This is a genomic window from Jiangella rhizosphaerae (genome assembly GCF_003579925.1).
Taxonomy (GTDB): domain Bacteria; phylum Actinomycetota; class Actinomycetes; order Jiangellales; family Jiangellaceae; genus Jiangella; species Jiangella rhizosphaerae.
Genome location: NZ_QUAL01000410.1, coordinates 1 through 13,526 on the forward strand (window position 1 = coordinate 1; position 13,526 = coordinate 13,526).

The window sequence follows — 13,526 nt, forward strand, 5'->3', positions numbered from 1 at the left end:
GTGCCCGAGCCGGCGCCGTCCGCCGCCGGCCGGGGGAGCGGGGCGGACGGTGCCGGGCCCGCGGCGCCGCCCGGTGCGGCCGCCGCCACCAGGAGACCGGCGGCGCAGAGCGCGAGCAGCGGACGAGACCGGCGCATGGGACCTCCCGGGCAGAGGCGCCGAAAGCGGCGCAGCTTCCGGGGAGCCTAGGGGCGCACGGCGGCCCGTGCCGAGAGGTCGCCCCTGTCAGATCACCGCCATGGCAGAAACCCGCCACGGAGCGAACCGCGGTCAGACCCGGCGGCGCAGCGCCCGGACGGAGAGCGGCGCGAACACCGCGGCGATGGCGGCCGCCCAGATCAGCGACTGCACGGCCGGGGTGGCCGCGGACGCGACGTGCCACTCGGTGCCGGCGGTGTCGTCGCCGACCATGAGGGCGCGGCAGGCGTCGGACAGAATGGTGACCGGGTTGGCCTCGACGATCGGCTGCAGCCAGCCGGGCATCGTGCTGGTGGGTGCGAACACGTTGCTGACGAACGTCACGGGGAACAGCGCCGTGAACCCGAACAGCTGCACCTTCTCGGGATCCTTCGCCACGACGCCGACCAGCACCGACACCCACGAGAACGCGAGCGCGAACACCAGCATGAGCCCCACCGCGGCCAGCAGCGACCAGATGTCGGTGCCGATGCGGAAGCCGAGGATCATGCCGATGGCCAGCAGCAGGAAGATCGACCACGCCTGCTTGACCTGGTCGGCGATGATGCGCCCGGCCATGGGCGCCCACCGAGCGATGGGCAGCGACCGGAGGCGGTCGAAGACGCCCTTGGTGAGGTCGATGTTCAGGCCCGTGCCGACGTACATGGTGATGAACAGCATGTTCATGACGATGATGCCGGGCAGCGCGAACGTGAGGTACTCGCTGGTCGACCCCGCGATGGCGCCGCCGAACACGTAGGTGAACAGCAGCACGAACATGATCGGCTGGATGCTGAAGTCGCCCAGCTCCCACGGGTTGTGCCGGACCTGGACGATGGTGCGCCAGGCCAGGGTCATGGTCTGCCGGACGCCCTCGCCGATGCCGACGCGCGGGCTCAGCTCGGCCGGTGTGGGGCGGGTGGCGGTGAGGGTGGTCATGCCGGCCTCCTCTCGGAGTCGTCCTCGGTGTCGTCGTCGACCGGCCGCCCGGTGAGCGACAGGAACACCTCGTTGAGGCTGGCGCCGCGCAGCGTCAGCTCGGTGACCAGCACGCCGGCGTCGTCGAGCCGCCGGACCACGGCCGGCAGCACCGCGGGGTCGGTGACCGGAGCGGTGACCCTGGGGCCGTCGACCTCGGGGGTCGCCTCGGTCAGCTCGGCCACGACGGAGGTGACGACCGGCAGGTGCGAGTCATCCTCGGGGCGCACGACCAGCGTCTGCGAGCCGGTCTTGGCCTTGAGCTCGTCGGGCGTGCCGGCGGCGATGACACGGCCGTGGTCGATGACGGTGATCTCGTCGGCCAGCGCGTCGGCCTCGTCGAGGTACTGCGTGGTCAGCAGCACGGTGACGCCGCCGGCGACCAGCCCGCGGATGAGCGACCACAGCTCGTTGCGGGCGCGTGGGTCGAGGCCGGTGGTGGGCTCGTCGAGGAACAGGATGGACGGCCGGCCGACGAGGCTGGCGGCGAGGTCGAGCCGGCGCCGCATGCCGCCGGAGTAGGTCTTGGCGGCGCGGTCGGCGGCATCGGTGAGGTCGAAGCCGGACAGCAGTTCGCGCGCCCGCTGCTTGGCCGCGGGCCGCGGCATGCCCAGCAGCCGGCCGATGAGCAGCAGGTTCTCGGTGCCGGTGAGCATCTCGTCGACCGCGGCGTACTGGCCGGTCAGCCCGACGAGCTGCCGCACCTGGTGCGCCTGGCGGACGACGTCGTAGCCGCCGACGGAGGCGTGGCCGTCGTCGGGCCGCAGCAGCGTGGCGAAGATGCGGACGGCGGTGGTCTTGCCGGCACCGTTGGGGCCGAGCAGCCCGAGCACCGTCCCGGCGCGCACGGTGAGGCTGACGCCGTCGAGTGCCGTGGTCTCGCCGAAGCGCCGCACGAGCCCTTCGGCCTGGATGGCGTGGTCCATGGGGAACCTCCTCGTTCCACCTGGCAGGAGTCCAGCATGCCGCGCGACTCCGACAATGTCGGTGGCCGCTGCCATGCTGATTCGGTGCCGCCTCCCGAGCTGCCGCCCGACGACGTGCTCACCGGCCTGCTGCTGGCCGGTGACGAGACGGCGTTCGCGCAGGTCGTCGACGCGTGGTCGCCGGGCATGCGCCGGCTGGCCCGGGTCTACGTGTCGACGGACGAATCCGCGGCCGAGGTGGTTCAGGAGGCGTGGCTGGCCGTCGTCCGCGGCATCGGCACGTTCGCCGGGCGGTCGTCGCTGCGCACCTGGGTCTACCGCATCGTCGCCAACGTCGCACGGCGGCACGGCGGCCGCGAGGCGCGGACGGTCCCGGCCAGCAGCCGCCGGCGCCGTGGCCCGAGCAGGCGCTCCTGGCGGCCGAGGTCCGCGCCGAGGTGGCCGCCGCCCTGGCCGAGCTGCCGGCCCGGCAGCGCGTCGTCATCACCCTGCGCGACGTGCACGGCTACGACTCCGCCGAGGTGTGCTCGATACTGGAGATCTCGATGGCGAACCAGCGGGTGCTGCTGCACCGGGCCCGGGCGGCGGTCCGGCTCCGGCTCGAGCGGTACTTCCACCCCGCCGTCCGAGGAGAGGAGGTGACGCCGTGACCGATCCGGCCGAGTCGCTGAACGACCCCGTCGAGCCGCTCGCCTGCGCCGAGCTGGTCGAGCTGGTCACCGCGTTCCTCGAGGGCGACCTCGACCAGGCAGCGGAACGCCGCGTGGTCGACCACATCTCCCACTGCGACGGCTGCGACCTGTACGTCGACCAGGTGCGGCAGACCACCGAGGTGCTGGCCGGGCTGGCCGGCGACGCACCGCTCTCGGCGCAGGACCGCGAACGGCTGCTGGCCGCGTTCCGCGAGTCGTCGCGCTGACGGCGTAACGCCGCGCGGCTCCGCTGACACTGCACGGGCAGAACCCTTCGCCCGTCGTCAACGGAGACCGCCATGTCGAAGCGCGAGCCCTTCCCGTGCACGCTGCGCCGGCGGCTGCGTCCGCTGCAGCTGGCCGTCGTCCTGCAGGGGATCCTGCTGTGGGTGCCGATCGAGAAGCTGTTCCTGAGCGAGATCGGCTTCGACGCCATGACCATCGGCGTCATGACCGCCGTCTACGCCGCGATGGTGCCGCTGATCGAGATCCCGTCCGGCGTGCTGGCCGACCGGTGGAGCCGGCGGTCGGTGCTGCTCACGGGCACGGCGGGGCTGGCGGGCGCGGCACTGCTCGGCGGCCTGAGCACCGGCGTCCCGCTGTACCTCGCCAGCGCGATGTCGCTGGGCGTCTACTTCGCGATGTCCACCGGCACCCTGGACGCCGTCGTCTACGACACGGTGCTCGAGGAGACCGGGAGCAGCGACCTCTACGAGCGTGCCCTCGGCCGGGTCCGCCTGATCGAGAGCGTCGCGCTGGTGACCAGCTCGCTGGCCGGCGGCTGGCTGGCCAGCGAGCTGTCGCTGCGGGCGACCTACTTCCTGACCGTGCCGTTCATGCTGGCGGCGGCCGTGGCGCTGCTGTGGTTCCGGGAGCCGCGGCTGCACGAGACCGCCCGGCCGGCGTCGCTGCGCGGGCACCTGGCGGAGACGTACCGGGTCCTCGGCGACCGCGGCCGCCTGCTGCCGGTCGTCGCGGCGATCGTGCTGGCCGCCGGCACCACGTCGCTGGTCTTCGAGTTCGGCCCGCTCTGGCTGGTCGCGCTGGCCGTGCCGGCGGTCGCCTACGGACCGTACTGGGCGGCGCTGACCGCGGCGTTCGGCGTCGCCGGTGCGCTGGCCGGGCGGATCCGGCTGGACTCCCCGCGGGTGACGGCCGGCGCGACGGTGCTGCTCGCGGCGACCGGCCTGGTGCTGACCACCGGCGCCGCGGCCGCGCTGATCGTGCCGGCGCAGGTCCTCATGGCCGTGCTCACCATCCTCGCCGGGATCCACCTGTCGAAGCTGCTGCACGACGCGGTGCCGTCCGCCGTCCGCTCCGGGGTCGCCTCCGGCGTGAGCGCGCTGTCGTGGATCGCGTTCCTGCCGGTGGCGCTGGTCGCGGGTGCGGTGATCGACGGTGGCGGGCCGCGGTCGGCGGGCTGGATCGTGCTCGCGACGGCGGTCCTGACCGGCGCGCTGCTGGTCGCCCTCGCCCGCCGCTCGGTGGCGGCGGCCGCGGAGGTGACGGACCGGGTGCCCGAGCCGGAGCTCGTCGGCGCTCGTTGACGTCCGAAACCTTCAAGCCCGGCGCGGCGGAACGCGGGAGCATGGCGGCATGGACATCACCGCTGCTTCCGCGTTCATGGCCGGCCACGCTCGCCAGCTGGACCGGCTCCGGTTCGCCCTGCTGACCGGCTCCGGGAACCGTGCGGCGACGCTGGCCGCGCTGGCGGGCTACCGCAACCCCGACGGCGGCTTCGGGTGGAGCCTCGAGCCCGACCTGCGCTCCCCGGAGAGCCAGCCCGGCGCCGCGCTGCACGCGTTCGAGGTGCTCGCCGAGACCGGCCCGGGCGACACCGGCCTCGCCGGCCCGCTGTGCGACTGGCTGGCGTCGGTGACGCTGCCCGACGGCGGACTGCCGTTCGCGCTGCCGGTCACCCAGCCGGCCGGCACGTCGCGCTGGTGGGTCGACGCCGACCACACGACGTCGTCACTGCAGATCAGTGCGGCGGTCGCCGGTCAGGCGCACCGCGCGGCCGCACTCGACCCCGTCGTCGCCGGGCATCCCTGGCTGGAGCGGGTGACCGAGTTCTGCCTGCGCCGCATCGCCGAGACGGAGCGGCCGCACGCCCTCGAGCTGATGTTCTCGCTGGTCTTCCTCGACACCGTCCACGACAGCCGGCCCGAGGCGGCCGCCCTGTTGGAGCGGTGGGGCCGGCTGGTGCCGTCGGACGGCGGCATCCCCGTCGAGGGCGGCATCGAGGGCGAGGCGATGCACCTGCTCGACCTGTCGCCGGAGCCGGACCGCCCGCTGCGCGCACTGCTCGACCCGGACGCCGTCGAGAAGGACCTCGACCGGCTGGAGGGGCTGCAGCAGGACGACGGCGGCTGGGTCGTCGACTTCGCGTCGTCGTCGCCGGCCGGCGCCCTGGAGTGGCGGGGCTACCAGACGGTGTGGGCGGTGCGGACGCTGCTCGCCCACGGCCGCCGCTAGGCCGGCCGACGCACGCAGGTGTAGGCGCCGAACAGGCCGGCGTCGTCGTACTCGACGCCGGCGATGTCGAAGCCGGCGTGGTCGAGCATGGGCTCGAGCAGCCAGCGGAACGTGCTGTGCTCGGTGCGCACGTGCTCGGCGTAGTCGGCGCCGGTGTAGCCCCGCTCGGGGTCGTCGACGCCGCCGGCCACCCAGGCGTCCATGACCTGCTCGGTCGTCTCGGACGGGAAGTCGTAGACGAGGTCGCGCAGGCGCAGCACGCCGCCCGGCCGCAGGATGCGGGCGATGCGGTGCAGCGCGACGACCTTCCAGAAGTCGGGCAGCTGGTGCAGTGCGTGCCGCGTGTAGACGGCGTCCGCCGGCTCGCCCACGTGGTCGTAGCTGAGGAACCCGGCCTGCACGAGCTCCAGCGTGACGCCCGCCTCCTGCGCCCGCGACCGCAGGTGGGCGATCATCGCCGGCGACACGTCGACAGCCACGACGCGGTCGAACCGCGCGGCCGCGGGGACCGCGAACTGCCCGGTGCCGGCGCCGAGGTCGACCACCGAGCGCACGCCCCGATCGGCCAGCAGCGCGATGTCAGAGGCGGCGTCGGGGTAACCCTGCTTGCGGTCGAATCCGGCGACGAAGGCGGGGTCGAGGTGTTCCGGGCCGGCGTGGGCGGTCTCGTCGAGCATCCAGGTCGGGCGCATGCTCCCGATCGTCACATGCGAGCGCGCTCGTCCGCAGCGGGATTTTCCGCGGCCGCCGGCGCGACAGTGCTGCCGAGCAGCGCGAGCGCCTGCTCGGACGGGCTGCCGGGCTCCGCGTGGTAGGCGATCACCAGCTGGCCCGGCGCGCTGGTGACGGCCAGCGTCTCGTACGCGAGCGTGAGCTCGCCGACCATCGGGTGCCGGAACCGCTTGGTGCCGGCCACCTTCGCGCGCACGTCGTGGCGGGCCCAGAGCCGGCGGAACACCTCGCTCTTCAGCGACAGCTCGCCGACCAGTTCGGTGAGCCGCGGGTCGTCGAGATCGGCGCCGGCGGCGGCGCGCAGGCTGGCGACGGTGTCGGCGGCCAGCGCCTCCCAGTCGGGGTAGACGTCGCGGGCCACGGGGTCGAGGAAGAACGAGCGCACCTGGTTGGCGCCCGGCCGCTGGCACGAGTTGAGCGCGGCGGCCAGCGGGTTGGCCGCCAGCACGTCGAGGTACCGGCCGACCACGAGCGCCGGCGTGAACGCCCAGCTGTGGATCAGCCGGGCCGCGCCCGGGCTCACCCGTTCCGGCCGCGGGTGCGGCCGGCGCCGCCGCGTCGCCGGGCGGGCCAGTTCGCGCAGGTGGGCGACGGCGTCGTCGTCGAGGCCGAGCACCCGGGCCAGCGACTCGATGACCTGCTCGGACGGATGCTTGTCGCGGCCCTGCTCGAGGCGGACGTAGTAGTCAGCGCTGACGCCGGCCAGCATCGCGACCTCCTCGCGGCGCAGCCCCGGCACCCGCCGCCTGCCGTGACCGTCGGGCAGCCCGACGTCGGCCGGGCGGGCGAGCTCGCGCCGCGCCCGCAGGTACTCGCCGAGCCGGTTGTCACCATCAGCCATGCCCACGAGCGTATGACCGCGGCCGGCGTCGTTGGGTGGCCGTGCGACTCCCAGGGTCGCTCCTCCTGGTCGTCACGCGGTCTGGTTGCGCCGCTCGTTCCGGCCGACCGTGGAGGCATGACGACAGCACAGAGCACTGACAGACTGGCCGGCCGCGTCGCGGTGGTCACCGGCGCGACGAGCGGGATCGGCGAGGCGACCGCCCGCCGGCTCGCCGCCGACGGTGCCGCCGTCGCCGTCATCGGCCGCCGCGAGGACCGGCTGAAGGCCGTCGCGGCGGAGATCGGCGGCTACGCGGTTCCGGCCGACGTCGCGGACCTCGCCGCCGTGACGGCCGCGGCCGACGCCATCCGCGCTGAGCTCGGCCGCGTCGACCTCGTCGTCGCCAACGCCGGCGTCATGCTGGCCGCGCCATTCGAGTCGGCCGACACCCGCGAGTGGGACCAGATGATCGCGACGAACGTCAACGGCCTGCTCTACACCGGCCGGGCGTTCGCCGGCGACCTCATCGCCGCGGCGGCCGACGGCGGCCCGGCCGACCTGGTCCACGTCGGGTCGATCGGCGGGCACCAGGTCTTCCCGCACTACGCCGTCTACGACGCGACGAAGGCCGCCGTCGCGCATCTCACGAGGAACCTGCGCGCCGAGCTCGGGCCGCGCCGGGTCCGGGTCAAGAACGTCGAACCCGGCCTCGTCCCAACCGAGCTGGGCGCCGGGATGCTCGACGGTGCGAACCGGGAGCGCCTTGCCGAGTGGCGTGGGTCGATGGAGACCCTCACCTCCGACGACATCGCCGACGCCATCGCCTACGCCGTCGCCGTCCCGGCCCGGCTCAACGTGGCCGAGCTGATCCTCGTCCCGACCGAACAGGGCTGAGCCGGCGGCGGTTCTTCGCGCGTTCGCCAGCGCCGCGGCGTCCGGCTGTGCCATGATCAGCCGCGATGAACATGAGTCTCACTAGCAACATATTCGGTCAAACCGACCTCGCCGACCCGAGCCGGCTCACGGCGGAGGAGATTACTGCGTCGGTGGTCGACGTGTACCGCGAACTGGCCACCCGCGTCGATCTTCGTCCCGGCCCGGACGTGGACGGCCTGTTCGACCGGCTGGTGCGGCTCGTGGTCACGGCGCCGGCGGACGCCGTTCCGGCGGTGCTCGAGGACGTGGAGATCAAGGAACTCGCCCCGCGGCTGCGCGCGCTGTGCGGCCGCGGTGAGAGCGAGCTGGAGCTGACGTGGGCGAACCGGGTCGTCGCGGGGCCGTCCCCCCGCGACGAACTGGCCCGGTTCCCCTACACCGCCAACTATCGCCAGCTCAGCCGCATGGAGATCGGCATCCTGGCGTCGGCGCTCCCGCGCCGGGTGCGGTCGCTGGCGTTCGTCGGGTCCGGGCCGCTGCCGCTGAGCTCGCTGCATCTGGCGCACGATCTGGACGTCCACGTGGACAACCTGGACCGCGACCCCGTCGCCCTGCAGGCCGGTGCCCGGGTCGCCGCGGCGCTCGGCTACGACGCGCTCTGCTTCCGCGAGGCCGACGTGCTCGATGCCGACCTGTCCGGCTACGACGTGGTCGTGCTGGCCGCGCTGGTCGGCGACACGGCCGCGGAGAAGCGGCGGATCATGGCCCACCTGGCCGCGAGCATGCGGCCGGGCGCGATCCTGCTCGCCCGCAGCGCCCGCGGCCTGCGCACGCTGCTCTACCCGCCGATCGACCGGACCGCGCTCGACGGTTTCGAGCCCCTGACGGAGGTGCACCCGGTGAACGACGTCATCAACTCGGTGATCCTGGCCCGGGCAGGAGGCTGACGTGGCGACCCTGCTCATGGTGGAGAGCTGGGTGCAATCCACCGGGCTCGCGCTGCCGCCGCTGCTGCGCGAGCTCGGCCACGACTACATCCTGTTCACCAAGGACCCGGCCCTCTACCCCGACGTCGACGGCGCCCCGCACCCGGTCGTGCGCGACGCCGACGAGGTGATCGTCGTCGACACGAACGACCGGGCCGCCATGACCGGCGCCGTCATCGGCATCGTCTGCCGCCGGCACATCGACGGCGTGCTCACGACCTGCGACTACTACCTCGACGCGGTCGCCGAGCTGAGCCGGATGCTCGGGCTGGCCGGCGCGTCGCCGGACATCATGCGGCGGGCGGTGCGCAAGGACGCGGTCCGGACGGTGCTGCGGCGGGCCGGGCTGCCCGGGCCCCGGTTCGCCGTCGCTGCGACGTGGGAGGACGCGCTGGCCGGCGCGGCCGCACTCGGGTTCCCGCTGGTCGCGAAGCCGGTCGACCTCAACTCCGGGACGTCGGTGCACCTGGTCGACGGCGAGGCCGCGCTGAAGGACGCGTTCTACGAGGTCACCGGCGTCGAGCGGAACACCCGCGATCAGCCGCTGGCCCGCCGGCTGCTGCTGGAGGAGCTCCTCCAGGGCCCCGAGGTCAGCGTCGAGGCGGTCACCGTCGCCGGCCGGACGACGGTCCTCGGCATCACCGGCAAGAGCGTCACGCCGACGTTCGTCGAGGCCGGGCACGTGTTCCCGGCGCCGCTGCCGCCGCCGGTCGCCGCCGAGGTCACCGAGCACGTCCAGGCCGCCCTGACCGCGATCGGGTACTCGCACGGGCTGAGCCACACCGAGCTGCGGCTGACGCCGTCGGGGCCCCGGATCGTCGAGATCAACCCGCGGCAGGGCGGCGGGTACGTGTTCGACCTGGTCCGCACGGTGACCGGGGTGAACCCGCTGGCGCTGCTGGTCGACCTCGCGCTCGGGCGGACGCCGCGGCTCGACGTCGGCGCGACCGGCACGGCCGCCGTCGCGTTCGTGCTCCCGCCGGTCGACGGCGTCGTCACCGGCGTCGAGGGCCGCGAGGAACTGGACGCGAACCCCGCGGTCGCCCGGTGGCAGCTCGACGTCCCCGGACCGGTCCGCCGGCCGCGCGACAACAACGACCGCGCCGGCCACGTGCTCGCGGTCGACCCGGACGGCGACCGGGCCGGCGAGCTGGCCGCCACCGCCGTCGCCTCGCTGCGGCTGCGCATGGCCGGCGGCGAGACCGTCGCCCCGCTAGCGGTCGGCTAGGAACAGCTCCACCACCGGCACCTCGACGTCCGGCCGCACCGTCGGCAGGCGCAGCGTGAGCGTGCCCGGCGGCTGCCCGCCCGGCGTGGTGTTCCAGGCCTGCTGACCGGGTGCGAGCCGGACCGTCGCCAGCTCCGAGCCGTCGTTCAGCAGCTGCGCGTAGCGCACCCGATCGGCCAGGCCGCGCAGGTGCACGTGCTCGAACGGCCAGGCGAACAGGTGCACGTACAGCCGGTCGCCGCGCTGGGTGAGGACGGCGCCCGGCGGCAGCCCGGGCGCCACCGCCGCCGCGATGCCGGGGTCGGCGGGCCCGGCGCCCACGACCGACCGCCGGTGCAGCCGCATCCACCGCGCCAGCGCGGCCAGCGTCGTGGCGTCGCGCGCCGGGATCGCGCCCCGTCCGTCCGGCCCGATGTTGAGCAGCAGGTTGCCGCCCTTCGAGACGGTGTCGACCAGCATGCGCACCAGCAGGTCCGGCGTCTTGACCCTGGTGTTGTCGCGGTCGTAGCCCCAGCTGCCGTTCAGCGTCTGGCAGGCCTCCCACGTGATCGGCGCGCCGTCCGGGCCGCGCATGGGCTCGGCAGGCTGGTACTGCTCCGGCGTGACGAGGTCACCGGGGACGCCCAGACGGTCGTTCACGACGACGTCCGGCTGCAGCTTGCGGACCAGCGCCAGCAGCTCGTCGGCCGCCCAGTCCTCCGGGTACTTGCCGCGCCACCCGTCGCGGTCCTCGGGGTAGGTGTAGTCGAAGAACAGGTAGTCGACGCGCCCGTAGCCGGTGAGCAGCTCGCGCACCTGCTCGTGCAGGTAGGCACGGTAGCGTCCCATGTCGCGGGTCGCGTTCAGCGCCTGCGCGCCGGGGTCGTCGCGGCGCGGGTGCAGGTAGTCGACGGTGAAGTCGGGATGGTGCCAGTCGATGAGGGAGTGGTACAGCCCCACCCGCAGACCCTCGGCACGCACGGCGCCGGTGAACTCCGCGACGAGGTCGCGCCCGCAGGCGGCGGCCGACGTGTAGTCGCTGACGCCGGAGTCCCACAGCGCGAAGCCGTCGTGGTGCTTCGTGGTCAGCACGACGTAGCCCATGCCGGCCTCCTTCGCGGCGCGGGCGATGGCCCGGGCATCGAAGAGGTCGGGGTCGAACACGTCGGCGTACCGCTCGTACACCTCGGCCGGCATCCGCTCGCGCGACATCACCCACTCGTGCCGGGCGGCCATCGAGTAGAGGCCGAAGTGCACGAACATCCCGAACCGCGCCTGGGTGAACCAGTCGCGGCCGGGGACCGCGGGTGCCGTCGTCGCCATGCGTTCCTCACTCCCATCCAGCTGCCGGCCGCCCATCGTCCCGCAGCCGGGGTCTTGACACAGCGGCGGGGACGACGGTTTCCTATCGCTCAATCGATAGACGATAAGTGATCCGCGATCATACTCCGAGAGGACGCCGGATGAACCCCACGCAGGACGGTTATCCGACCGGCCACACCCCCTTGCTGTCCGAGCCGCCCGGCCGGCCGCCGCGCGAGCTGGTCGAGGCGCTGTCCGGGGTGAGCGCGGCGACCGCCTGCGCGAAGCTGCACCACCAGGGCATCACCCGCACCTTCATCGACGGGCCCGCACCGCTGCACCGCGACGCCGAGATCCGGGTCACCGGAGCGGCCGTCACGCTGCAGTTCATGCCGCAGCGCGAGGACGTCTTCACCGGGGTGGGGCAGGAGGACGCGGAGCGGCGCTCGGCGCTGTGGGCGGTGCTGGAGTCGATCCGGCCGGGCGACGTGCTGGTCGTGTCGGCGCAGGCGGCCCAGCGCACCGGCTGCCTCGGCGACATGCTGGTCCGCTACTTCAAGCTGCGCGGCGGCGCCGGCATCGTCGTCGACGGGCGCATCCGCGACGCCGGCCGGGTGCGCGCGCTCGGGGTGCCGGTCTGGTGCACCGGCGTCACCCCGCATTATGCGTCGCAGACCGAGTTGTTCCCGTACGCCTACAACGTGCCGGTCGCGGTCGGCGGGGCGCTGGTGCGGCCCGGCGACCTGGTGATCGCCGACGACGACGGCGCCGTCGTGGTGCCGCCGTCGCACGCCCAGGCCATCGCCGACGACGCGCTGGCCCACCAGGACAAGGAGGAGTTCGCGCGCCGGCGGCTCGACGCCGGCGGCCGGCTGTCCGACTACTACCCGCTGACCGGCCGGGGCCTGGAGGAGTACGTCGCCCACCACGGCTCCAACGGCCGGTAGCGCTGCACGACCTTGTCATCCATCGGATCTACGCAACGAAGCGAGCGGAGAGATGCCCATGAACAGGCGGCGATTCCTGACGGCCGGGGTGCTGGCCTCGGCGGTGCTGACGGCGTCGGCATGCGGCGGCGGTGACGACGACGTCGCGGGCGGCGACGGCGGCGACACCACGCTGCGCATGATCGTCAACATCACCCCCAACCTCACCGAGCAGTTCTGGAACGAGCTGTTCGACCTCTACGAGGCGGAGAACCCGGGCATCACGGTCGAGCTGGAGCTCACCGGCACCATCGAGGCGGAGGCCAAGCTGCAGCAGGACCTCGCCGCGGGCGACCCGCCCGACATCGCCCAGCACGTCATCCCGAACCCGGAGACGGCCGAGCTGTTCGTCGACCTGTCCGGCGAGGACTGGGCCGCCGACACCCCGCTGTTCGAGGACTACGCCATCGACGGCAAGCACTACGTCGTGGGCGTGGGCGAGCAGATCCAGTCGCTGGTCTTCTACAACAAGGCAGCGTTCGAGGAGGCGGGCGTCGACGCCACGCAGCTGCAGACCATCGCGCAGTTCGAGGACGCGATGCGCAAGCTCCAGGCGGCCGGCTACGTGCCGCTGCAGTCGGCCGGCCAGTGGGTCACCGGCGCGCAGTTCACCATGCTCGCCGACGCCGGCGTGCTCACCGAGGACCCGGACTGGGTGGTCAAGCGCAAGGACGGCGAGACGACGTTCGCCGACAGCGGCTACCTGCGCTACTTCGAGCTGTACGAGTCGTGGCTGGACCAGGGCTTCCTCAGCCAGAGCGCGCTCGGCCTGGAGTACCCCGACGGGCAGGCCGCGTTCCTCGAGGGCGAGTCCGCGATGTACATCATGGGCTCGTACTTCGTGCCGGCCGCCGACGACGCCGGGCTGAGCGACCAGATCGGCGTCATCCCGGTGCCGACCGACGGGGAGTACCCGCCCGGCCAGTTCGGCAACATGGCGCAGCCGTACACCGTCGTCGAGGCCTCCGACGCGAAGGAGGAGGCGATCGACCTCGTCGAGTGGCTGGTCACCGACGAGGAGGCGATCGAGATCCAGCTCGCCGCCGACGGCAACCTGCGCAAGGGCTTCAGCTACGACGTCTCCAGCCTCGGCGAAGGCGTTCAGGCGATCCTCGACGCCAGCCCGATGGTCATCGTCAAGCAGGGCGAGCGCCAGCCGGTGCACGGCTACGCCGAGGAGCTGAACACCCAGGTCCAGTCCCTGTTCACCGGCTCCTCCGCCGGTGACGTCGCGACGAACCTGGACACGTGGTGGGACTCGCAGCGCTGAAGGCGAGCCCGGCGCGGGCGGACGGCGACCCGCCCGCGCCGGCTCCCGGCCACCATCCCGGCCCGGCCGCCGCCGTCCGGCGCCGCCGGCTGCGCG

The 13,526-nt window shown here is 73.5% G+C and carries 14 protein-coding genes and 1 pseudogene; 10 read left to right on the forward strand and 5 right to left on the reverse strand.

Features of this window, described 5'->3' with window-relative positions:
* Positions 1-270 precede the first annotated feature (270 nt).
* On the reverse strand, positions 271-1,116 hold the full coding sequence (locus tag DY240_RS27660) for an ABC transporter permease (protein WP_119662879.1): 846 nt from the start codon (positions 1,114-1,116) through the stop codon (positions 271-273).
* Positions 1,113-2,081 carry an ATP-binding cassette domain-containing protein gene (locus DY240_RS27665; RefSeq protein ID WP_119662880.1) on the reverse strand — a complete coding sequence of 323 codons (969 nt, stop codon included), beginning with the start codon at positions 2,079-2,081 and terminating at the stop codon, positions 1,113-1,115. Before DY240_RS27665 ends, DY240_RS27660 begins: the two co-directional genes overlap by 4 nt.
* Positions 2,082-2,267: 186 nt before the next feature.
* Here DY240_RS27665 and DY240_RS34245 point away from each other — a divergent pair.
* From DY240_RS34245 to DY240_RS27685, 5 genes and pseudogenes are all read left to right on the forward strand, one after another.
* Positions 2,268-2,387, forward strand: a pseudogene (locus tag DY240_RS34245) (sigma factor); the annotation flags it as partial.
* Between the two features lie 131 nt (positions 2,388-2,518).
* On the forward strand, positions 2,519-2,731 hold the full coding sequence (locus DY240_RS33550; RefSeq protein ID WP_233552900.1) for an RNA polymerase sigma factor: 213 nt from the start codon (positions 2,519-2,521) through the stop codon (positions 2,729-2,731).
* A complete protein-coding gene (locus DY240_RS27675; protein ID WP_199702614.1) occupies positions 2,728-3,000 on the forward strand; it encodes a zf-HC2 domain-containing protein in 273 nt (90 codons plus the stop codon). Before DY240_RS33550 ends, DY240_RS27675 begins: the two co-directional genes overlap by 4 nt.
* A 72-nt stretch (positions 3,001-3,072) precedes the next feature.
* Complete coding sequence (locus DY240_RS27680) at positions 3,073-4,320, forward strand: MFS transporter (RefSeq protein ID WP_119662881.1); 1,248 nt, start codon at positions 3,073-3,075, stop codon at positions 4,318-4,320.
* 49 nt (positions 4,321-4,369) lie between these two features.
* Complete coding sequence (locus tag DY240_RS27685; RefSeq protein WP_119662882.1) at positions 4,370-5,248, forward strand: hypothetical protein; 879 nt, start codon at positions 4,370-4,372, stop codon at positions 5,246-5,248.
* Here the strand turns inward: DY240_RS27685 and DY240_RS27690 are convergent.
* Positions 5,245-5,940, reverse strand: coding sequence for a class I SAM-dependent methyltransferase (locus DY240_RS27690; RefSeq protein ID WP_119662891.1), 696 nt, complete (start codon positions 5,938-5,940; stop codon positions 5,245-5,247). The two genes, DY240_RS27685 and DY240_RS27690, sit on opposite strands and share 4 nt — an antisense overlap.
* A gap of 11 nt (positions 5,941-5,951) precedes the next feature.
* A complete protein-coding gene (locus DY240_RS27695; RefSeq protein WP_119662883.1) occupies positions 5,952-6,821 on the reverse strand; it encodes a helix-turn-helix transcriptional regulator in 870 nt (289 codons plus the stop codon).
* A 117-nt stretch (positions 6,822-6,938) separates the two neighbouring features.
* On the opposite strand from DY240_RS27695, the gene DY240_RS27700 reads away from it, so the two are divergent.
* The 3 genes from DY240_RS27700 (at position 6,939) to DY240_RS27710 (ending at position 9,893) form a co-directional block, all read left to right on the forward strand.
* Positions 6,939-7,697 carry an SDR family oxidoreductase gene (locus tag DY240_RS27700; protein WP_119662884.1) on the forward strand — a complete coding sequence of 253 codons (759 nt, stop codon included), beginning with the start codon at positions 6,939-6,941 and terminating at the stop codon, positions 7,695-7,697.
* A gap of 71 nt (positions 7,698-7,768) precedes the next feature.
* Complete coding sequence (locus tag DY240_RS27705) at positions 7,769-8,626, forward strand: nicotianamine synthase family protein (protein WP_158603027.1); 858 nt, start codon at positions 7,769-7,771, stop codon at positions 8,624-8,626.
* Between the two features lies 1 nt (position 8,627).
* Positions 8,628-9,893: an ATP-grasp domain-containing protein gene (locus DY240_RS27710; RefSeq protein ID WP_119662886.1), complete on the forward strand. Its 1,266-nt coding sequence runs from the start codon at positions 8,628-8,630 to the stop codon at positions 9,891-9,893.
* Here DY240_RS27710 and DY240_RS27715 read toward each other — a convergent pair.
* The gene (locus DY240_RS27715; protein WP_119662887.1) at positions 9,879-11,195 is read right to left on the reverse strand and encodes an alpha-L-fucosidase; all 1,317 of its coding nucleotides are present in this window, start codon (positions 11,193-11,195) and stop codon (positions 9,879-9,881) included. The two genes, DY240_RS27710 and DY240_RS27715, sit on opposite strands and share 15 nt — an antisense overlap.
* A gap of 140 nt (positions 11,196-11,335) precedes the next feature.
* On the opposite strand from DY240_RS27715, the gene DY240_RS27720 reads away from it, so the two are divergent.
* Positions 11,336-12,121: an RraA family protein gene (locus DY240_RS27720; RefSeq protein WP_119662888.1), complete on the forward strand. Its 786-nt coding sequence runs from the start codon at positions 11,336-11,338 to the stop codon at positions 12,119-12,121.
* Between the two features lie 58 nt (positions 12,122-12,179).
* On the forward strand, positions 12,180-13,430 hold the full coding sequence (locus tag DY240_RS27725; RefSeq protein ID WP_158603028.1) for an ABC transporter substrate-binding protein: 1,251 nt from the start codon (positions 12,180-12,182) through the stop codon (positions 13,428-13,430).
* The last annotated feature ends 96 nt before the right edge of the window (positions 13,431-13,526 follow it).

Bases quoted from the DNA above. Each gene is read 5' to 3' on its own strand.
- DY240_RS27685 (WP_119662882.1), top strand. From the start codon at position 4,370: ATGGACATCACCGCTGCTTCCGCGTTCATGGCCGGCCACGCTCGCCAG.
- DY240_RS27680 (WP_119662881.1), top strand. From the start codon at position 3,073: ATGTCGAAGCGCGAGCCCTTCCCGTGCACGCTGCGCCGGCGGCTGCGT.
- DY240_RS27665 (WP_119662880.1), bottom strand. From the start codon at position 2,081: ATGGACCACGCCATCCAGGCCGAAGGGCTCGTGCGGCGCTTCGGCGAG.
- DY240_RS27725 (WP_158603028.1), top strand. From the start codon at position 12,180: ATGAACAGGCGGCGATTCCTGACGGCCGGGGTGCTGGCCTCGGCGGTG.
- DY240_RS27700 (WP_119662884.1), top strand. From the start codon at position 6,939: ATGACGACAGCACAGAGCACTGACAGACTGGCCGGCCGCGTCGCGGTG.
- DY240_RS27720 (WP_119662888.1), top strand. From the start codon at position 11,336: ATGAACCCCACGCAGGACGGTTATCCGACCGGCCACACCCCCTTGCTG.
- DY240_RS27705 (WP_158603027.1), top strand. From the start codon at position 7,769: ATGAGTCTCACTAGCAACATATTCGGTCAAACCGACCTCGCCGACCCG.
- DY240_RS27660 (WP_119662879.1), bottom strand. From the start codon at position 1,116: ATGACCACCCTCACCGCCACCCGCCCCACACCGGCCGAGCTGAGCCCG.
- DY240_RS27715 (WP_119662887.1), bottom strand. From the start codon at position 11,195: ATGGCGACGACGGCACCCGCGGTCCCCGGCCGCGACTGGTTCACCCAG.
- DY240_RS27695 (WP_119662883.1), bottom strand. From the start codon at position 6,821: ATGGCTGATGGTGACAACCGGCTCGGCGAGTACCTGCGGGCGCGGCGC.
- DY240_RS27690 (WP_119662891.1), bottom strand. From the start codon at position 5,940: ATGCGCCCGACCTGGATGCTCGACGAGACCGCCCACGCCGGCCCGGAA.